The sequence below is a fragment of the Alteromonas sp. AWQ4_252 genome (assembly GCF_056158205.1).
This window is the reverse complement of the sequence record NZ_JBSWSV010000001.1, coordinates 3,363,907-3,383,326: the sequence shown is the minus strand read 5'-3', so window position 1 is coordinate 3,383,326 and position 19,420 is coordinate 3,363,907. Positions and strand designations below refer to the sequence as shown.

The window sequence follows — 19,420 nt, the reverse complement described above, 5'->3', positions numbered from 1 at the left end:
TTAACCCGGAGACAAGGTCATGAAACTATTTTCTCGCGTTTCTGTTGTATTTTTAATTTGTGTTGCCAGCGCTATCTTGCTGTTTGCCGGGCAGTCGGTTAGAGGTGAGGCATCTAACAGAACGCAAGTAAGTAAGCCGGACCCCGTAGCATCCATGGTTTCCTCGGTTCAAGCCGCTCATTTTGAACCACAAAACAGGTTCCACCAAATACGCAAACAAAGAATTGAACATTACCTGTCGCTTGCGCGTAAGTATGACGACAACGACTGGGATTACAGTCGAGATGATGCGTTAGCAAGAGCACAAAATATTCTCTCGCATCATCAATCTACTACAGGTGGGACCTATGCGGGCTTATAGTATTTGTTGGTATTTCTGTTTTCTTATTCTGTCTGGATGTGCCTCACAACCTGATGAAGCAACCAAAATTGAACAAGCTCCGGTGGAAGAAACAGAAGAGCGGAAAACAGGCGTTCAAAAACTGACGCAAGGTGAAACAGCGTCTGTCACAACCAGTCAGGGTACAATAACTGTCTCACCCACTGTCGTAGCAGTAGCAGATGGGACAACCTCCACTGGTGAGCCTTATTATCACGATCCATGGGAAGGCTTTAATCGCGCCATGTTTCAGTTCAACAATGTGACGTACCGATACGCATTACATCCCATTGCAGATGGGTATAACTACGTTGTTCCCGCGCCGGTCAGAGACAAGATTGGTAATGCCTTCGATAATCTTCGCGAGCCACTCAATCTTGTTAACCACGCACTCACTGGAGAAATCGGAAAAGCGGGAAACAATCTGGGCCGTTTTCTTATTAATTCCACAATCGGCTTACTCGGGCTATTTGACCCGGCAGATAGCTGGTTTGGGTTAGGCCCTGAAAAGCAAACACTGGCTACAACGCTACAGCATTATGATGTTGGGTCCGGACCCTATCTGGTACTACCTATTTTAGGGCCTGCCGACCCCAGAGGGGCTTTTTCAACACTCACAGAAGGCCTGGTTCACCCAGTAAACTATATTGCGCAGCCTCCTGAAACCTATCAATTGAGAATAGGTGAGGGCATCGACGATTTTTCACAGCAGTCTGACACATATCGCACCTTGTACGACAAAGCTGACGATCCCTACATTTATTTCCGTAATCAGTATATTCAGGGGCAACGACGTGACGAACTCTTCGAACTCAGCGAGCAACAGTAATTGGGTACACTGCATAGCAGATTTTATTGTCAGCAAACGCTGGTTCATTATTATTTTCTTTGCATTGACGGCATTGGGATTAGGCAGCTTCATAACTCAGTTTAAGATCGACGCCTCGGCAGATACGTTGTTGGTGAAGAACAATCGGCTTTATGTTGAAACTCAGGTGGCTAATCAAACATTCTCGCCGGATGAGTTCATTTTAGTCGCCTACAAGCCAGAGCAGCATGAGCTTTTCAGCAATCAGACCTTTGACGACCTCGCCATGTTGGCTGAAGAGATAAAGCAGATCCCTCGGGTAAGTGCAGTTACATCTATACTCAATGTACCGCTAATCAGTGATGCAGGGGCGTTGTCTGGTGATACTGATATAAGTAGTCTCACCTGGGAACAACAGCGGTATAGCCCGCAGCAGATGGCGTCTCTTATTGAAGGGCACCCTATATTTACTGATTTACTGATAAACCGCGAGAGTACAGCGACGGCAATTCAAATTGTATTTGAATCTTCACCAGAACTAACGGCTTTGGAAAAGCAAATAACTGAAATTCAACGCAAGGTTCTTACTGGGGAATCATTAACCGAAAGAGACGAAAAAGACATTGCGGCCCTGCAACAACAGGCAGATCCATTGCGCCAAGCGTTGACTGAAACCCGAAAAAGAGAAATTGAACGCATTACCAGTATTAGCGAATCTGTTTCTGATAGAGCGAGTACATATCTGGGTGGGGCTTATGTGGTGGGGCAACACCTGATAGATATCATAAAATCGGATCTTTTCCGATTTGGCCTGGCGATTGCCGCTGTCATCCTGCTTCTCCTTTTGTTGTTGTACCGCTCTTTGAAGTGGATGCTATTTCCGGCCTTGGCTTGTGCCGTCAGTGTTGGTATGACAATGGGGCTTTTTGGTCTTCTGGATATGCGCACTACTGTAATTTCGGCAAACTTCATTGCTTTACAACTTATTCTGACACTGGCGGTGATGATTCACCTCATCGGGCAGTACAGGGAGATTGCAAGAAAAAGTCCTGAAATCACCCAAGCCGAACGCATTGTTATCACGCTTGAGAAAAAACTAGCACCTTGTTTTTACGCAACGCTAACCACATCCGTGGGCTTTGGCGCTTTGATCTTCTCAGGTTTGCAACCAGTGGTTGCTTTTGGATGGATGATGCTGTCGGCCATGCTTATCACAATGGCGGTGAGCTTATTACTTTTCCCAGCAGCGCTTTCTTTTTTACCAGCTACGAAAGAAACTCCCGATTATGGTTTTATTACCCACGGGTTAAATAAACTCCGCCGTTTGACATTGGCTTCACCCATACCTGTGGCTCTTGCTGTGGTCATATTATTTATTGGCCTTACCGCTGGAATTAGCAAATTGAACGTAGAAAACTCCTTTATTAACTACTTTGCTAAAGATACCCGTGTCTACAAGGAACTTGCGTTTATCGACAAGGATTTCGGCGGTTCTACGGCTCTGGATATTATCGTTGATGCGGAGTCGCCTGCGTCGCAAGAACTTTTATTAGATGCTCAACAAGTTGGACAGTTGCAACTCGTTCAGGCTGCTATTAAAGCTTTTGACGCCACAGGAAGTATCACTTCGGTGGTCAATCTCACTGAATTGGCCAAATCACTAAACGATGGAAAGCCGTTAACTGAATTCGAGCTAACAACAATCTATCATTTGTTAGATCAACGGGTCGCCAACCAATTGGTGGGAGCTTATTTCTCTGCAGATGACGGTAAATTTCGTATCGCAACACGCATTCAGGACACCACAGAAGACCTGGACAGACAACGTCTAATGACACTGATCCATCAGGATCTCAAAGCTGTTGGTTTAACTGAAGAGCAGTACACACTGACAAACTTATTTGTTTTATATCAGGATATTCTCAGTCGTCTGTTTGATTCGCAAATAAAAACGCTGGGGCTGGTGTACCTTGTACTTGCTGCAGTGATGTTTTTGATTTTTCGTTCTCTAAAAGTAGCCTTTATCGCGTTAATTCCGAACATCCTTACTACTTTAGGCATCCTTGGTGTAATCGGTTGGTTGGGAATTCCACTGGATATTATGACGATTACTATTGCAGCCATTGCCATGGGGATCGCCATTGATGACACTATTCATTTTGTCGATAGTTACCTGAGGGGAATGTCCGAAAGCCATGATCAGATGACCCCTGTTGAGGCGGGTAGTCGCGCGGCATTTAATCATTCAGGCCTGGCAATATTGTTTACTTCAATTATTGTTTCAACAGGCTTTTCGCTTTTTGGTTTCTCTGATTTCATACCCAGTGTTTATTTTGGTTTGTTGACCGCACTTGCTATGATGATGGCTTTGTTCAACGATTTGACGTTGCTTCCAGCATTGCTCAATCGTTTCGTTAAGAACTAAGGCGCCCAGGAATCAAATAACGTGCAGGTTAGCAATGTCGCCGGCTTCGGTAACCCGAACGGCGCGATACATGTTTATATTCAGAATCGTCCCCAGTTCTTTGTTCCGGGAGCGGAAGAAGGCGTTGTGGGTGTCAACGGTGAAATCATCCAACAGATCAACACGTCCTGTGGAAATGGATGGCGAAAGGTCTTTAACGTGTATGCCAAGTGGGTTTTCGATTTGTACCAACAGCTCCCTGCCCACCAAACCTTACTGGCCCGTCAGGATTGTGAGACCTGGCAGCAATACCGTGAGCGTGAACTATTGACCTATTCTGGTGATACGGCGTTGCTGTTTAGTCCGTTAGCGACTCAAGCGCCAGTCAATATCGTAATGGGAAGGATATATGCAAAAAGTCTGGGACTCACTGACGCCGCCCAATGGATACAACACGACTTCGGTGTCATAGAGCGTCAACAAATCATTATTACGCCGTATTTTGACTATAGGCAACTGACCAACGAGAAAATTACTTTTTTGACCAGTTTAGTTAAAACGCGGTGGGAGAAATGGGGGATGCGTATTTTATAGAGCAGCGTCAGACTTAATAACGGATAAAAGAAAACCAGGGAAGCCCTGGTTTTCTAATTGACTTGTAAAGATGCTTAGCAGTCTTTGTCTTCTGCATTTACACCATCTTTTACATCTTCACAGGCATCTTCTACTGCATTACCTGCATCTGTCATCACTTCGTCAAGCTCTTCGCCTGCGTCTTCAGCTTCACCATCGCCACAGGCCGCCAGTGAAAATGCGAAACCCGCTACCAATAGTGCTTTAAGTAACAATTTATAATATTTCATGTTCCTTTCTCCTTTGTCCAGATATGTTATACGCGTGGTGACTTACCGCGGAATGCATTCGCCAGAAGCGAAATGACCAGCAGTGCGACAAACACGAAAAATAAGAATTGAGCAATGCCTGTTGCTGCACCGGCAATGCCTCCGAAGCCAAAAACAGCTGCGATGATGGCGATAATGAAAAATGTAACTGCCCAACCTAGCATAACGTTTTCCTCTTGCTCTTTGATAAGTTCACAATTAATAATGCTTAATACATGCCAAATTGTAAGTCATTGATATTTATATTTTAATTATTTGTCTGTATTGTTTTTGTCGATATGATGGAACAGAGTTACAAAGTTTATGCAGAAATTACACGGGATGTTTTGCAACAGTTATATAAGGTTGTAGCAACCATTTCCTGATACACTCATTCTGTTTATAAGTAACCACCGGCGAACTATGTCAAAAAATCACTCAGCTTTTATTGGCTTAATGCAACGAGCCCGAAATGTGAAACGATGGCCACTGATGGCGCAATTTCAAGAAGAAATGTTGTCCACCCATATATATGAAGCGGCAGTCGTTGCTCATATGTTGGGCGCAATAGCGAAAGACGTCTTTAACGAAGACGTGAACCCGGATCGCGTTGCTACTATGGCAATTTTTCACGAAGGCAGTGAAATAGCCGGCATGAGTGATATTCCCAGCCCGGTAAAATACCATGATCCGGATACTACGAAAGCGATAAAAAAATTGGAGCGCCGCTTTGAGGCAATGCTTCTACAGACGCTTCCTGAACCGCTTCAGGCACGCTATCAGCCATTAATTGAGCAGGATAAAGAAGACATTCACGTTGCTCTCGCAAAAGCGGCTGATGTGCTTTGTGCTTATCTGAAATGCGACTATGAATTATCTAAATCGAATTCGGAGTTTGCCAATGCCATGCATGAAATGGAAGTACAGTTAAAAACCTATCGAGAGCGCTTTGGGTGTGTTAACTATTTTTGTCAGATGTTTTTGGAAGATGCAAAGGGAACTCTGGATGAACAAACCCGGGATCTCGACTGGGTTGAACGGGCAAATACATTAAATATCATGGACGAGCGATGATAGCGACTACTACATCGCTTTAGCTTGTTTCAGAGATAACATCTCTTCTTTGCACTGGATCATTCTGGCGCGGATTTTTCTGACTGTCTGCGCACATTCCTGAGATTGCTCGGTATCTAAAACTGCGTCCAGATGGTCCACAATCTGACTTTCGAGGGCTACCAGGTGATTTATAAATGGTAACTCCTGTTTTCCTGATATCTGGCTGGTAAAGCCGGTATAGGCACATTCTATGTCGACCAGCCAATCAGATCTCTTTCTATTTGCCGCAAGGTCCGGCTCGGCATGAGCCGACAATTCAATTACTGCCTGTTGTTTTTCTTCTAGCATGCGGGTGAACATGGCTCTGATACTCTCATAGCTTGCAGCGTTGATGCCTTGTTTGTAAAAATCAGCGCCGCTGTTGAGTACGCCGATAATATCGGAAATAAAAACAGATTTATGGAAAGGTGAGGTTAGCATTGAAGGCCTCCAAGTAGCTGGTGACAATACCCTCTTAGTTGCACAGGCTAAGCCAGTTTGACTGGCAAGGGGTTACAAAATAAGTTATTGATTATTAAAGGAGTAATGATTAGCGATCTGGGATTTTATCGAGCTGTATTATCGCTGTACACAGAAGGTTTGCTTTTCTTACAACTTACTGTGTAAAAAAGAAAAGCCTGCGGAGCAGACTGTTCTTTGAATGCAGAGTTAACGTGGGTCGCTGGGGGAATTCTGTAAAATGTCAGTAACAGAAAAAGAAGACGCATGCTGCGCTTGGCTCATCTGCACAACGATTGAATAATACACGTCTTTCATTACTTTAGTTTCCAAGGTCATTCCGCTGCCAGAAGTCGGGAAGGGTTGGCCAACCTGACTACAGCCCGACATAGTACACTGTCTGTCTGCAAGTACCGGTGAAACAACCTGCTTATTTGATTCCGCTTTTACCGGGTCTTTACCTAAAGTAGCCTTTCTCTCCACATCAGTCTTGTGAACATTAAGCCAGGAATAACCGTTAGCTTTCGCAATTTCTGCAGCTCTGTAAAGGGTGTATTCCTGTACGGAGGCCGCGTTAGTTGCTTCGGTGGCTTTGAACATCACGCGATATTGCCCTTCAGAAAGCTCAACAGAGGAAAAGCCGTATTCATTAGAAGCTGTGGCCGGTTTGTAAGGGGTTGGAGCAGTATCAGGTAATGATGAGCAAGCTGAGAGTGTAAGACATAGAACAGCCAAAATAGCGAGGGAGAGGCGTGACGAGTAAATTGGTGTGACGTGCGTCGACATAGTCATTCCTAGTAGATAGTTAAAATAAAGTAGCGCTTAACAAGGCTCGTGACTACTCAAGCCGCTTGTTCAATTCAGAATGTTCAAGAAAGTCGTTCTAAGTAATGTAAATACCGCCTGTTTGCGTTTAGACGAAGGATCATCACTTGTTATACCTTTATAAGCACCCGCACCAAAAAAAGCCAACAGACTCACAGGTTTCGCAACGAGTAACCTGGCGTTAAGTTTAACATCGTTATACGCATACCCTGCATTTTTTTGCGCCGATTTGTAACTTTCCAACGCTTGATCACGGGAAGATAGTTCATCTTTAAGGAAGTAACTCATCTTAATTTCCTTTTGTTGACCCTAAGCCAATAGCTGACATAAGTATTCGACAAGCAGGCATAAGAGAAATGCGTCGATATGTATTTTTGGCGACTGCAAAACCCAACCCAGCGAAAATGGCATTGAGAGAAAATACAATTAAAGCGACTGGTGCAAAATGCATATCCAGCTTATGCAACCCAACGGTTATAAATAAGTTAATGACTAACCAACAGAAGCAGCAAAATACAAAGGCTGCCAGTGTCGCTAAAATACTAACAAGAGCAGACTTTTTAGCGACGCTTACCTCGGCACCTAATAGTTCAACAAGTGCCTGATATTCCTCTTTTTTCTCCATTGCAAGCCAGCGCAGAGAAGATAAAGTTTCCTCTAACGTGGTGTCGAGATGACGATATGCATTTTCGTGCTCGTCGTTAGCGGAGTGCCCGCCGGATGACTCTCCGGCGGGCCGTTTACGCGTTTGCTCTTCAGAAGCCACGGTCATTATTTTTTACGAAGTAATGATGTAACCAGCATGCCTGCCGCAAAAGCAATACCTGCTGCCGCTACCGGATTTTCCACAGCGTATTTACGCACTCCTGAAGCTTGCCATTTTGCATCCATTTGCGCTTTTCTGGCTGCGAGGTTTTCCGCAGAATCAGCTGCCGTGGCACGCAAATTTTCTTCGGCTTTCGCCGCACTTTTTGCAAGTTTATCAACTGAGCTGTGAAGGGTATCTTGTGCAACATCAGTGTAGGGATGAGTAGACGTGTCAGCATCTGTAGTTGCAGCCGTCTTCTGTTGTGCTTTTGATACGTTGCTTGTTGCCGTTGCCATTGTTTTCTCCTTACTAGGTGAATTCACTTTTAATGTTGCAACAGAGATACCAATAAAAAACAAGTATAACTTATTGTAATGGAAGAAGTTATTCAAATTGGTGCGGATAGGGTTCGAGATTGTTACTACTGTTTTACAGAATATTTGTAATTATTGCAGGCTCTAACCTAATGTGGTTGCTTAGTTAAATAGCTGAGTGATGTCTTTTCTACTGACAGGTTTGAGCAAAGTGCCAGATATGGAAACACGGTCGAGTTCACCGGGTTCGGGTTCACGGCCACTGACAATATAGGTTTGAAGGTCATTTTTATTCGATTGTAACTTAGCTGCTAATTCAATTCCGCTTGTATCTGGCAGAGTTAAATCGAGTAACGCCACATCGAATTGATTACTGTTTGCAGCAGCGAGGGCAGCTTGGCCGGAGTTGGCTACGATGACTTGATGACCTAAGTGGGACACTAAGAGCTTCATTAATTCCGCAGCATCGTTGTCGTCTTCTACGATAAGGACAGATTTACCGTCGTTTTGGGGGGAAACGTTAGTGGTAACAGTAGAGGAAATGGTATTATCTTTCACCTGAGGGGAGCTTGGTAACGCAACTGTTGTACTAATGAGGTAACGATCGAGAACCTGGAGTAAATCTCCTTTGTCTATGGGTTTTCCCAGAACGTCGTCAAAGCCTTCATTCAACAAAGACTCCTTTAAACCTTTTCTGCTGGCTGCAGTTATCGCTACGACTGCTACGTTACAGCGCTGGTCGCGAATGGCTTTGAGTGCATCAATGCCATTCATTACCGGCATATGAATATCCATGAGTACCAGATGAAAAGGTCTGTTCTCTTTTTCTGCTTCTAAAACGGCATCAACAGCCTTAGAACCATTTTCAGCATAGGCGACACTGGCATGGCATTGGCTGACTAAATGACCGGTGAGTTTGCGTAACTCGCGAAGATCGTCAACGATTAACACACGCCCGGTCACATGTAAATTTCGCTTGATTTGACTTGATGCGGTGGGAGCTACCAGTCGTAAATAGTCACGGGATTGCGAGGAGATATCGCCTGGATCGATGGTGAATGAAAATACGCTTCCCTTGCCAAATACAGATTCAACCTCGATATCACCGCCCATTTTAGAAACCAGTTCCCGACAGATAGCCAGGCCCAACCCGGCGCCGCCGTGATTGGCTCGCATGACATCTTCAATCTGTTCAAATGGCTGAAAGATGTCATCCAGTTTGTCAGGTGGCATACCAATCCCCGTGTCTGAGATACTAAACCGCAACAGAGTCTTGTTGTTTTGAGGGGGAAGGGTTTCAACGGTTACATGCACAGACCCTTTATCAGTAAACTTAATAGCATTGCTTATCAGGTTAATTAGAATTTGTCTGAGCCGCGTTGGGTCGGCGTTAATCACTTCAGGTATAGGGCTTGCGGAATCAATGGTCATGGACAACCCCTTGTCTTTTGCTGCCAGGGTCATCAGGGAGTGAACGTCGGTCATAAAGCCCGTCAGGTTGACTTCCTTTTTAGTCAGTTCCAATTTGTTGGCCATTATCCTCGACATATCCAGTAAGTCGTTTAGCAAACTAAGCAAATGCTTACCGTTAGTGTGGATAATCGACAGCTCCTGCTCCATGCTGGGGTTATCATCGTCAAGGAGTAACTCTGTGTAACCGAGAATAGAAGTTAAAGGCGTACGAAGTTCATGACCGAGGTGGGCGAGAAACTTGTCCTTCGCTTTATTTTGTTGTTCCACTTTATGGCGTTCTATTCGCTCGTTTTCCATTTCGCGACGGACCATGGCATAGCGTATTGTGCGCATGAAGCGGGGCGTTTCAATTTCGCTTTTTGTGAGGTAATCCGCTGCACCGGCACGCATTACCATTTCATCAACACGGGTGTCTGATTGTCCGGTAAGGATGACCACGGGCACGTTTATCCCTGCTTTTTTAAACGTTGCCAACACGTCTAAGGCGTTTTCCGGACCTAAGATATAATCCAATAAGCAAATATCGAAGCTATCCGCCTGCATAGCGTCGATTGCAAGCTGTCCATTGGTTACCCAAGTGATATTGAATGACGGAGATTCACATTGGGACAAGTAGTCTGCAGTGAGGAAATAATCGTCCTCGTCGTCTTCAACCAACAGTACTTTGATGACTTCGCTCACTGTAAAACCTTCTTCTGTTTAATCGTGTGGAAGTTCCACAAACTCTATCCAGTAACGCCCCAGTGCGCGCATAAGATCAACCAGACCCTCAAAATTTACTGGTTTAGTTATATAGGACGCACAGCCAAGGTCGTAACCTCTTAGCATGTCCTCTTCTTCTTTAGAGGTGGTTAAAATAACCACGGGGATGGAGCGCAAAGAAGGATCCGCTTTGATTTCCTGAAGTGCTTCCCGGCCGTCTTTTCTCGGCATGTTTAAATCTAATAAAATCAAGCTAGGGCGGGGGGATGATTTCGGGTCCGCGTACTTGCCTTCTCTTCGCAAATAAGCGAGTAATTCAACCCCATCCTCAACGCAGTAAAGATTATTCAGTACCCGGCTTTCTTTTAACGCATCCAGTGTAAGCAAACGATCGTCTTCGTCATCGTCTGCCATCAAAATGTTAATTGGTGTCGAGTTTTTCAATGTCATTTACAATGACTCCTTGTTCGTAGTGGCGAATGGCTCACCATTCGTCGGAATTGTAATCACAAATCTGGTCCCCTTTCCTGGCTCGCTAAAAGCAGATATCTGTCCATTGTGCCTTTCGACAATCCGTCTACAGACGGCCAGTCCTATACCTGTACCCTTGTACTCGCTGCGCCCGTGTAAACGCTGAAAGGGGGCAAATATCTTTTCCGCGAAAGACTGTTCAAAACCAATTCCATTGTCCTCAATAGTAAGTGTGATCCAGTCGTATAAATCTCGGGTTAACAACCCGCTGAGTTCTTTTTCATTGGCCGGTCGAACGGTAACATTAATTACTGGCGCAATCTCTTCTTTTCTAAATTTGAGTGCGTTGGAGAGTAAATTCAATATGAGCTGCTGTATTTGAGACTTGTCTCCAAGAATAGTCGGAAATGAGGGGATGTTAATTGTCGCGCCAGATTCTTCTATGGCAATTTCAAGATCACTAATAACGTTCTCAAATGTCTCAGTTAAATCGATGTCAGTAAAGTTTTTACCTCTGGTAGAAACTCTTGAAAAGGAAAGCAAGTCACTGATGAGCATGGACATTCTTTCAGCGGCATTGAGCATGCGTTTAAGAAAATCTTTGCCCCGTTCGTCCATCACAGACTCGTAACCCGCCTCCAGACGGTTGCCGAATGCGCGAATTTTTCTCAATGGCTCCTGTAAATCGTGAGACGCCACAAATGCGAAATCTTCTAATTCCCGGTTACTGCGGGTTAGTTCATCTGCAAATAAACGCAACTCCTGAGTTCGCGTGACAATTTTATCTTCCAGTTCGTCGTTGTAAGCTTCCAACTCGGATTGGTGCCTGGCGTTTTCACGAATATTGAATTTAAGCAATACCAAAATAGCGATAATTAGCAAACCCGTGGTGATACCCGACACAATAAGTGTGTTCACGGAGTCTCGTCGCAAACGCTTAAGGTTGCCCAGGTGCTGTTCCTGTACCTCTCTTTCTGCGCCATCTATTTCACGATAAAGATCTTCGAAGTCATCATAAAGTTCAAGGCCTACATCGGTTTTAACGATCTCGATGGCCTCGGCATGTTTTCCACTTCGGCTAAGCTCAACCGTATTAACAAGCTCATTAAGTTTAGTCCGGCTAAGAGACAAGAGTGCATTAATATTGACCCATTGCTCTGAATGTTCTGAAATGTGCGCCGCATCTTCCACTTCTTCTAACAGACTGTTAACTCTGTTTAAGGTGGTGGTGTAATCGGTGAGATATGCTTCGTCCCGTGTAAGCAGGTAACCCCGCTGTCCGGATTCTGCGCGTAACACGGCCATGTGGAGTTGGTTAGTTGCGTTGATGACTTTGTTTGTTGTAAATAGCCTGGACTCAAGTTCGGCAAGCTCATCAAGAGTGCTAACAATGTAGAATGCGTTGCCTGTTATGACAATAAGCACTATTGCTACGAGGGTTATCCAACTGTAAAACGACTGAAGGAATCGGTTTATCACGGCTTTAATCTCCGCTAACGTTTGTCATAGCCGTCATCATGTCTGTGAGTAGCGCACTACAGTCTTTGGTACTGACAATAATTTTATCCAGTGCGTCAACAGCCTTATCAATCGGAATATCACCGGCCAGTGCCATTTTTACTAATTCTGCCTGCATGGAAATTCTATTGAGCGGCTTGCGGGCGTCGTGTACCCATTTGGCCAACTCTGCCTGTTGTTCTTCTTTCATCCCACTATTGTTGTCATGCATCGTCTTTACTCAAATCGCCATAAGCATGCAAACGGTTATAAAGGGTTTTGGTGCTTATACCTAACATATCAGCAGCCAGAGTTTTATTACCGTTTACTTTTTCTAAAGTTGCGTAAATCAATTCTTTTTCCACATCTTCGATCGTACGCCCTGCTTCCAGTGCGGGAGTGGTGGACTGTTTCTGTGCAAAAGGTGATTCAATGGTCTTTGGTAATTCGATCGCGGGTTTTTCCGGGTCACTCATAATAGCAGCCCGATGTACGAAATGGCGCAACTCTCGAACGTTACCAGGCCAGTCGTAAGCGGCCAGGGTATCCAACTGACTATCTTCCCAGGAGAAGTGGGTGCTGTTGTCGCGGTTGAACTCATCGATAAAATGGGTGGCTAAGAGGGGGATGTCCTCCTTGCGATCTCTCAAAGGCGGAATGGTGATAGGAAACACCGCCAACCTGAAATAAATGTCTTCCCGAAGTACCTTACTCTGGGCTATTTCTTCCATTTTGCGGTTGGTAGCCGACACCACGCGGCAATTTACCGGTATGGTTTTAGTGCCACCAACCCGTATGACAACTTTGTTCTCTAACACTCTCAATAGATTGGGCTGCATATCTATTGGCATCTCGGTTATTTCATCAAGAAAAAGTGTACCGCCTTCAGCTTGCTCAAAAACACCATCTTTTTTGCCTACAGCACCGGTAAATGCACCTTTTTCGTGTCCGAAAAGTTCACTGCCAATCAACTCTTTTGAAAACGCGCCGCAGTTGGTGGCAATGTAAGGGCCTTCACTTTGTGACGCTTCGTGAATGGCTGCGGCAACAACTTCTTTACCAGCGCCACTTTCCCCGAGTAACATGACGTTGGCACTGGTCCGGCTTACCCGCTCAATAAGTTTGTACAGTTCCCGCATTGGCGCTGATTCGCCTATAAGGTGTCCAAAGTGTTTCTTTACTCCCTTCTTTTCTTCCACTGGAGCCGCTTTCTTTCCAGAGAGTGCAGCTTCGATATCTTCACGTTGAATAGGCTTTACCAGGTAATCAATATTCGGGCCGCAAAGGCCTTTAATGATGCCACGAACCGAGGGGTGCCCAGTGATAAGTGTGACTTTTGGGCGTTTGGGCAGTGCATCCAATTCTTCGAAAAGGTGAACGCCGCTGCCATCTGGCAGCATGAAGTCGAGCAAGATGTGTTCAAAAGTTTCTTTTTTCAGCCAATCCCTGGCTTCGGATAAATCTGCCGCGGTTAATACTTCATGGCCAAGAAATTCAATAATCGTACAGGCTACTTCTGTAAATTCCGGGTCATCGTCTACCAATAAAACCGTTAACACTATCAGTTCCTCATTTTTTGTGCTTTTGTTCCAATGTACGTTGTACAAGTCTTGAGAGACTTAGGATCATCTTATCGTTAATACTTCTAAAATATTTTTTCTGCCCTGGGTTGATAAAGGAAGGGGAGATATTAATTGGCAATGTAGTACGGGGAGCTCTGCCTTTTTGAGTCGCCCACCATGAGCGCTGTTATGTTGTCTGCTTGCGTTGGGCGACCAAAGAGGTAACCCTGAGCAATATGACAATCGAGTTCCTTGAGAAGATCAGCCTGCTGTTGGGTTTCCACGCCTTCCGCTACTACGTCAATAGCGAGGTTGCGACACAATGATACTATGCCTTCAACAATTTTTGCGTTGCGGTTGTTGCGCTCCATGTGTCGAATGAAAGACTGGTCAACTTTTACCGTTTGAACATCCAGTTCACGTAGATACGCAAACGAGCTCATGCCGGTACCAAAGTCATCAATAGATGTTTTAATTCCCATTTCTTTAAACGCAGCTAATACGCGTTTGGTCACGGCGACATCTACCATTGTGGCGCTTTCGGTTAGCTCAAATTCCAGAAGAGCAGGGGGGATTTGATAGTTGTCCAGACAAGTTTTTACAAATGGAATAAATGCGTGGTCGACGAGGTTATAGGCAGACAAGTTAACCGAAACAGGCAGGGTAAAGCCTTGATCATGCCATGTTTTTATTTGTGTAATAGCCTGCTCAACTGTGTAACGGGTGAAGGCATGGACGATACCACTTTGCTCTATCAAATCAATAAACAAGGCCGGAAAGAGTAACCCTTCCTCAGGATGTTGCCATCGTACAATAGCTTCTGTGCCTGCGAGTCTACCTGATGAAATATCTTTCTTAGGCTGATAATAAAGCACAAATTCTTTGTTGTGTAAGGCCGAGCGCAGCTGGCTCCTCAGTGTGACCTTCATTGTACTGTTGTATGCCAACTGGTCGTTGTACATCTGCACGCCCAAACGCAGCTTTTTTGCCCGATGCATAGCAATTTCTGCGTTTCTTAATAACATATCTATGTTGTGGCCGTGTTTGGGTAAACTTGCAACACCTATACTGCAACTGACTTCCAGAGACGTATTACCCACGTTAAGAGGCTCTCTGCAATCATAAAGCAAGTTGAAAGCGCGGGATTGAATATCGGTATCAGAGATATCGGGTTGCCAAATGACAAACTCGTCGCTGCGGAACCGAAATACCCTGGAGGTCTCTCCAGTCAGAATCTTCAATCTCTGAGCAAAAGCAAACAAGGTTCTGTCTGCCATTTCGTGACCCAGAGCGTCGTTGATGTCTCTGAATCGGTCCAAGTCGAGAAAGAATAGCGCGCCTGTTTTCGCAGCCGGAAGCTTGAGTTCAAACAGAGCATTGCGGTTGGCAAGCTTAGTCAGTGAGTCTTGTAGAGCGAGTTTTTCCAGCATTTTATTGGCATGGGCAAAACGGCGCATGACAAATGAGGAGATAACTAATGCGGCACCAACGGCGAGCCAGAATATGGCAAAGGCCGCAAGGGATAACTTATTGATGGCCGCCGCCGTTAAAAGTGTATCATCCTTCGCCTTCCAAATTAGCGTGAGTGGATTACTTCCTTCTGCCAACTCGGTGGTTTGTATGTAGTAAGTATTCCCGTTCACAGTAAAAAACTGATCAGGTAGAGCGGTAGATAACGCTTGCCAGAATGGTGTGGTGTCGTGATTGTGCCGATTAAACAACGTTTCCCGGGCCTTAAACACCAGGATCAGATCCTTGGCGTAAAGAAATTCCATGTCGGGGCCACCTTGCATAACCTGCAGCCATTGTTGATTAAAGCTTTGCTTTTCAAATTTGCGTTCGATGTCTACCAAAATAGTGTGACCAATAGCACTCAACACACAAATGATAATAAAAGAAAGTGTAATTGTACCAACAAGGAGGCGCGCTTTAAGGTTAGTTTTGCTTTGATAGATTGAGATTTTATCCGCCACGGTTTTCTCCCTTATTCATCCGCAGAAGCTGCAGAGCCAAGGTGAACGACTTTCCCCGTGTGTTCGCTAAGATGGTATGCTTTTCCAGATAACTACTAGTCAAATCTGAGCCCCTCCTTTTTTGTTATTTTTTTATTGGGACTAATGCTTTTATACCCTGATAATTTTGTTCAGGCAAGAAAATGGTGTTCAGGTATTTAATTTTACACCCAAATCTGGGGTGTTGAGTTTTGCCGTGGGTATTTGCAACAAAAATCAACACGCTCTAGTTGTGGGAGAGAACGCCATCGGCTGTTGGCATCGTCATGGTCTGATGCCTGAGTTCACCGATAAATGTTCTTGCCGCAGGGCCGAGTCTATCGCCATCTTCAAAACACAAGTATAGGATACCTTTTCGTAACCCATTATTTACTAAGGGAAGCGGTTTTAATATGCCCAGATTTAACTGTGGTTTAATAATCGCAAGAGGTAGCCAGGCAAATCCCAGGCCCTCACAAATCATGTCGATAGAGGTACGCACATGACTCACTGTCCATCGCTGTTCAGCGCCAAGCCAACCCGCTTCACCTTTGCGCTCTGTAGAGGAATCCCGGATGACGATTTGGCGGTGAGATTTTAAGTCTTCCGTGGTGACTTGCCGTTTTAACTGATGCAGGGGGTGATCCGGGTGCGCGACCGCTAAAAATTCAATTTCACACAGTTCTTCATTAAAACCGTGCTTTAGCATGAACGGTGAAATAGCAATGTCTACCTGAGCAGACTCGAGCAGCGAGTTTGCGCCTGTGAGTACAGTTTCCATCAACTCTATGCGCAAAAGTGGAAAGGCTTGTGACACAGTGTTAAGAACATTATATAAAAGATTGGGAGGAAAAATGATATCTACCGCAATTCGCAATTGGGTTTCAGTTCCTTGTTGTAAACTCATTGCCACAGCTTCGAGTTTTTTCGCTTCTTCCAGTAAAAAATTAGCGCGCCTGAGCATCAGCTCACCGGCTTGAGTGAGTTTTACTTTTCGCCCATCGGATTCAAACAAAATTATACCAAGGGTACTTTCAAGCTTTTGCACCGCATGGTGCACACTTGATTGGCTTTTGTGAACAATTTGCGCGGCCTGATTAAATCCGCCAGCGTCGACGACAGCTTTGAACATTCGCCATTGTTCCAGAGTCGCTTTCAACATAGATGTTTCTTGGGTTTGTTGGGGTGTTCCTCAAATACTACCTTCATCTTTTGTGCATCTGAATAGAAAGTGCATGAAAAAGCGTATTTGTAGGATAAATGTTAATTATTGCTGTTTAGAACGCACTTGAAGTGCACAAAAAAATACCGCGAAGATTAGCGCGTGTTGATCTTTGCGGTACACGTACTGCAAAGGTCAACACGCTCTCGGTTACATTTCTGATGAGATAACGGCAATACGGGGTATAACACAGTTCATTCCAAGAAAATTGTTGCAACATTACATTTTAGAAATGACGTGGGCTGTCTGTGGATTAATTGACAAAATAATATACGCTTATAAAAGACCAAATAAAACACTTGAAGTATGAGAATGGTTATCATTTAATGTATCATTAATTTTGTTTTAATTTTTATTGCGATGACCGACGAACTAAATATAGAAGCCATACTGGAGCGTGCGTCCGAGGCAGAAAACTACCTGAAGCAATTTGCCAATAAAACCCGTTTAATGGTGTTGTGTTCCTTATTAAATAATGAACTATCGGTAACTGACTTACTCACGCGTGTGCCGGTAACGCAACCCGTGCTGTCACAACATTTGGCATTGTTGCGAGACGCAAAAATGGTTGCTACAAGACGAGCGGGCCAGGTCATTTATTACCGACTGGCCGATACCCGAGTGGAAAAAACTATCGCACTGTTATACAGCTTTTTCTGCGAAGATTCAGAAGGTTAAACGCCCTGATTGGCTTTAGCTAAGAGTGAGCGCAAATAGCCGCTATCATCGAGTTTACTATCGTCAACCTCAGGTAAGGCGAGAATTTCATCATGGGTTGCGGTCGTATGAATTTTGTGAGACGACCAATCGATGTCGCTAATCATGGCGGGTGTTAACGCTACTTTTTTCCCTCCTGGTAACCAATTACGGGTATCAATAACAATGAGTTTTATTGCCCAGCTTGTACTATCAACAATGAAATCATATACATGGCCTGTGTTTTCATCATTAGCGGAAACATCGTAACCTAGAATTTCATCGCAGGAACGCAAGTGATTAACCGGCGGATTTTCAATGGCTTCCATGTCATCTTGCAGGTGTGGCTGGTCAACGAGTTCGGTAGGGTGAGAAAAATCACCCCATGCACCAGGGCCAACCCAATAGTAACCATAGCCGAAATACTTAAATAGCATCTCCTCGTATTCCCTTGAAACTGGTTTATGTTCGTCAATAGAAGGGCTGTCCTTAAGCGCTTGTTTGGTCATGCTGACTGCCAAATTTTTATCTTCGTGGTTTACGGCCTGGAGCGCTATAGGAGAGATAACAACTTTGCGCCCTAAAGGAAGCCAGCGATGTGTGTCGGCAACGAAGTAGCGGGTGATATAGTCTTGATCGTCGAACAAAATATCCTTGCAGCGACCAATGTCACCATCGGTAGCGTGGATCCCGAAATCGGTGAGGTGTTTCAGAGAAATCATTTTCTAGCCCTCTTTTCGCGTAACATATGCTAGTCATTTCGTTGTTCAAGGCTTCTAAGATCACAATATCCTCGGATTTTTCGACGAATAATCTGAAATGAAAGCGCAATTCAGCACTGCCAGCCTGAAGGCCGAACTGACGGCAGTGCTTTCACCACGGCACTGTTATGCTACGTCGAAGCTCTCATCTGAATAATCTTCATCGAAGTCAGACTGGTTGCTGGCAGTGCTGTGTAACGTATAAAAATGTCGTTTGCCGCGAGCGAGGTGAGCGTATTTCTGCCACGCTTTCTCAAGGCTGTTACCGGCGGGGACTTTTCCACTTATAAAGTCAACGAAGTGCTGTTCATCATCGCTTTGTGGAGTTTCTGCACCGGACTCAAGATTGAGTAAAGTTTTTCCATATTTAGTCAGTAAATCGGCTTCTGTAATACTGAAATCACCAGATTTTCTAAAACCATAAGGGAACTTCACCCTGTCAATGAAGGGCTTGTCAGATAAACGAATAGTAAAAGACTGCATAGCTGTATCTCGTTGTGGTCGGAACAAATCGACTTTTATAAGAATAATAGTGTTCAGTGAAACAAAATTTTTTTTCGGTGAAGATAAAAAAATGTGGATAACTTGCGGGGCACAGATTATTCGGCTGTTAATCATTTTAATATTCTGTTTTCTATATAGTTTCTTATTCTTTTAGAGAGTGGTAAGTCAGTTGTTTTGTGTAAATTTTGTACATGTTGATTTTTTGTCGTGACAACAATTTTTTTTTGTTTTCTATTTTCTACCACAAGCTGATAATGGTTCCGTTGTATATTTTTGCACTAAATTACGAGAAGACAATGAGTAAAGACTATCGTTACCACCGTGAAGAATGGGATTCGGTAGAAGAGGGCGATAACCATGGCAGAAAAGGCCAGGAACGTCGTCATCAGGTGAAGACAAAGCAAAAACGTGACGTTCAGCGTCGCGAAAAGCAGCGACGACTCCACCAAGAAACTTACTGATAACATCAGTTTGTTATATACAACGCACTGTCAAACAGTGCGTTGCGGTTATTTTTTGTTTTACATCCTCGACAAGCTATGAGAACTTACAATAGTGACCTTTCACT

General features: G+C 44.5%; 23 protein-coding genes. 7 read left to right on the top strand and 16 right to left on the bottom strand.

From position 1 onward, the window contains the following. Nucleotides 1-19 precede the first annotated feature (19 nt). From ACXACM_RS14895 to ACXACM_RS14880, 4 genes are read left to right on the top strand one after another with little or no spacing between them, the layout of a single operon-like run. Nucleotides 20-361, top strand: a complete 342-nt coding sequence (locus ACXACM_RS14895; protein ID WP_474822696.1) for a hypothetical protein — start codon at nucleotides 20-22, stop codon at nucleotides 359-361. Next, a complete protein-coding gene (locus ACXACM_RS14890; protein ID WP_474822695.1) occupies nucleotides 348-1,208 on the top strand; it encodes an MlaA family lipoprotein in 861 nt (286 codons plus the stop codon). Before ACXACM_RS14895 ends, ACXACM_RS14890 begins: the two co-directional genes overlap by 14 nt. Next, nucleotides 1,174-3,612 (top strand): efflux RND transporter permease subunit, encoded by a 2,439-nt coding sequence (locus ACXACM_RS14885; RefSeq protein ID WP_474822693.1) that lies wholly within the window; start codon nucleotides 1,174-1,176, stop codon nucleotides 3,610-3,612. Before ACXACM_RS14890 ends, ACXACM_RS14885 begins: the two co-directional genes overlap by 35 nt. A gap of 21 nt (nucleotides 3,613-3,633) precedes the next feature. Continuing rightward, nucleotides 3,634-4,185 carry a DUF6942 family protein gene (locus tag ACXACM_RS14880; RefSeq protein WP_474822691.1) on the top strand — a complete coding sequence of 184 codons (552 nt, stop codon included), beginning with the start codon at nucleotides 3,634-3,636 and terminating at the stop codon, nucleotides 4,183-4,185. A gap of 74 nt (nucleotides 4,186-4,259) precedes the next feature. Here the strand turns inward: ACXACM_RS14880 and ACXACM_RS14875 are convergent, their stop codons facing one another. Further along, on the bottom strand, nucleotides 4,260-4,454 hold the full coding sequence (locus ACXACM_RS14875) for a hypothetical protein (protein ID WP_474822690.1): 195 nt from the start codon (nucleotides 4,452-4,454) through the stop codon (nucleotides 4,260-4,262). 26 nt (nucleotides 4,455-4,480) lie between these two features. Further along, on the bottom strand, nucleotides 4,481-4,657 hold the full coding sequence (locus tag ACXACM_RS14870; protein WP_474822689.1) for a DUF1328 domain-containing protein: 177 nt from the start codon (nucleotides 4,655-4,657) through the stop codon (nucleotides 4,481-4,483). A gap of 238 nt (nucleotides 4,658-4,895) precedes the next feature. Between ACXACM_RS14870 and yfbR the strand changes: the two genes are divergently transcribed. Further along, nucleotides 4,896-5,546: a 5'-deoxynucleotidase gene (gene yfbR / locus ACXACM_RS14865; protein ID WP_474822687.1), complete on the top strand. Its 651-nt coding sequence runs from the start codon at nucleotides 4,896-4,898 to the stop codon at nucleotides 5,544-5,546. A gap of 9 nt (nucleotides 5,547-5,555) precedes the next feature. Here the strand turns inward: yfbR and ACXACM_RS14860 are convergent, their stop codons facing one another. From ACXACM_RS14860 to ACXACM_RS14805, 12 genes are all read right to left on the bottom strand, one after another. Continuing rightward, nucleotides 5,556-6,008 carry a hypothetical protein gene (locus tag ACXACM_RS14860; protein WP_474822686.1) on the bottom strand — a complete coding sequence of 151 codons (453 nt, stop codon included), beginning with the start codon at nucleotides 6,006-6,008 and terminating at the stop codon, nucleotides 5,556-5,558. Between the two features lie 228 nt (nucleotides 6,009-6,236). Beyond that, nucleotides 6,237-6,812, bottom strand: coding sequence for a CC0125/CC1285 family lipoprotein (locus ACXACM_RS14855; RefSeq protein WP_474822685.1), 576 nt, complete (start codon nucleotides 6,810-6,812; stop codon nucleotides 6,237-6,239). A gap of 69 nt (nucleotides 6,813-6,881) precedes the next feature. Then, on the bottom strand, nucleotides 6,882-7,139 hold the full coding sequence (locus tag ACXACM_RS14850) for a hypothetical protein (protein ID WP_474822683.1): 258 nt from the start codon (nucleotides 7,137-7,139) through the stop codon (nucleotides 6,882-6,884). Between the two features lies 1 nt (nucleotide 7,140). Beyond that, nucleotides 7,141-7,623 (bottom strand): phage holin family protein, encoded by a 483-nt coding sequence (locus ACXACM_RS14845; protein WP_474822682.1) that lies wholly within the window; start codon nucleotides 7,621-7,623, stop codon nucleotides 7,141-7,143. Then, complete coding sequence (locus ACXACM_RS14840) at nucleotides 7,623-7,955, bottom strand: DUF883 domain-containing protein (RefSeq protein ID WP_474822681.1); 333 nt, start codon at nucleotides 7,953-7,955, stop codon at nucleotides 7,623-7,625. The genes ACXACM_RS14845 and ACXACM_RS14840 overlap by 1 nt, the downstream gene beginning before the upstream one ends. 180 nt (nucleotides 7,956-8,135) lie before the next feature. Next, nucleotides 8,136-10,127: a response regulator gene (locus tag ACXACM_RS14835; RefSeq protein WP_474822680.1), complete on the bottom strand. Its 1,992-nt coding sequence runs from the start codon at nucleotides 10,125-10,127 to the stop codon at nucleotides 8,136-8,138. Nucleotides 10,128-10,145: 18 nt separating this feature from the next. Further along, nucleotides 10,146-10,598 carry a response regulator gene (locus tag ACXACM_RS14830; RefSeq protein ID WP_474822678.1) on the bottom strand — a complete coding sequence of 151 codons (453 nt, stop codon included), beginning with the start codon at nucleotides 10,596-10,598 and terminating at the stop codon, nucleotides 10,146-10,148. Continuing rightward, complete coding sequence (locus ACXACM_RS14825) at nucleotides 10,599-12,098, bottom strand: sensor histidine kinase (RefSeq protein WP_474822677.1); 1,500 nt, start codon at nucleotides 12,096-12,098, stop codon at nucleotides 10,599-10,601. Between the two features lie 4 nt (nucleotides 12,099-12,102). Further along, entirely contained in the window at nucleotides 12,103-12,327 is a 225-nt protein-coding gene (locus ACXACM_RS14820) for a histidine kinase dimerization/phospho-acceptor domain-containing protein (RefSeq protein WP_474824376.1), read from the bottom strand. Between the two features lie 13 nt (nucleotides 12,328-12,340). Beyond that, complete coding sequence (locus tag ACXACM_RS14815; RefSeq protein WP_474822676.1) at nucleotides 12,341-13,675, bottom strand: sigma-54-dependent transcriptional regulator; 1,335 nt, start codon at nucleotides 13,673-13,675, stop codon at nucleotides 12,341-12,343. 131 nt (nucleotides 13,676-13,806) lie between these two features. After that, nucleotides 13,807-15,651 (bottom strand): putative bifunctional diguanylate cyclase/phosphodiesterase, encoded by a 1,845-nt coding sequence (locus ACXACM_RS14810; RefSeq protein WP_474822674.1) that lies wholly within the window; start codon nucleotides 15,649-15,651, stop codon nucleotides 13,807-13,809. 265 nt (nucleotides 15,652-15,916) lie between these two features. Then, the gene (locus ACXACM_RS14805; protein ID WP_474822673.1) at nucleotides 15,917-16,831 is read right to left on the bottom strand and encodes a LysR family transcriptional regulator; all 915 of its coding nucleotides are present in this window, start codon (nucleotides 16,829-16,831) and stop codon (nucleotides 15,917-15,919) included. Nucleotides 16,832-17,251: 420 nt separating this feature from the next. Here ACXACM_RS14805 and ACXACM_RS14800 point away from each other — a divergent pair, with 420 nt between their 5' ends. Continuing rightward, a complete protein-coding gene (locus tag ACXACM_RS14800; protein ID WP_474822672.1) occupies nucleotides 17,252-17,569 on the top strand; it encodes a metalloregulator ArsR/SmtB family transcription factor in 318 nt (105 codons plus the stop codon). Here ACXACM_RS14800 and ACXACM_RS14795 read toward each other — a convergent pair. Both ACXACM_RS14795 and ACXACM_RS14790 read right to left on the bottom strand, forming a co-directional pair. After that, on the bottom strand, nucleotides 17,566-18,309 hold the full coding sequence (locus ACXACM_RS14795; protein ID WP_474822671.1) for a PRC-barrel domain containing protein: 744 nt from the start codon (nucleotides 18,307-18,309) through the stop codon (nucleotides 17,566-17,568). The genes ACXACM_RS14800 and ACXACM_RS14795 overlap by 4 nt on opposite strands. A 165-nt stretch (nucleotides 18,310-18,474) precedes the next feature. Further along, nucleotides 18,475-18,831 carry a MaoP family protein gene (locus ACXACM_RS14790; RefSeq protein WP_474822669.1) on the bottom strand — a complete coding sequence of 119 codons (357 nt, stop codon included), beginning with the start codon at nucleotides 18,829-18,831 and terminating at the stop codon, nucleotides 18,475-18,477. 317 nt (nucleotides 18,832-19,148) lie between these two features. Between ACXACM_RS14790 and ACXACM_RS14785 the strand changes: the two genes are divergently transcribed. Next, entirely contained in the window at nucleotides 19,149-19,313 is a 165-nt protein-coding gene (locus ACXACM_RS14785; protein ID WP_474822667.1) for a hypothetical protein, read from the top strand. Nucleotides 19,314-19,420: the final 107 nt, after the last annotated feature.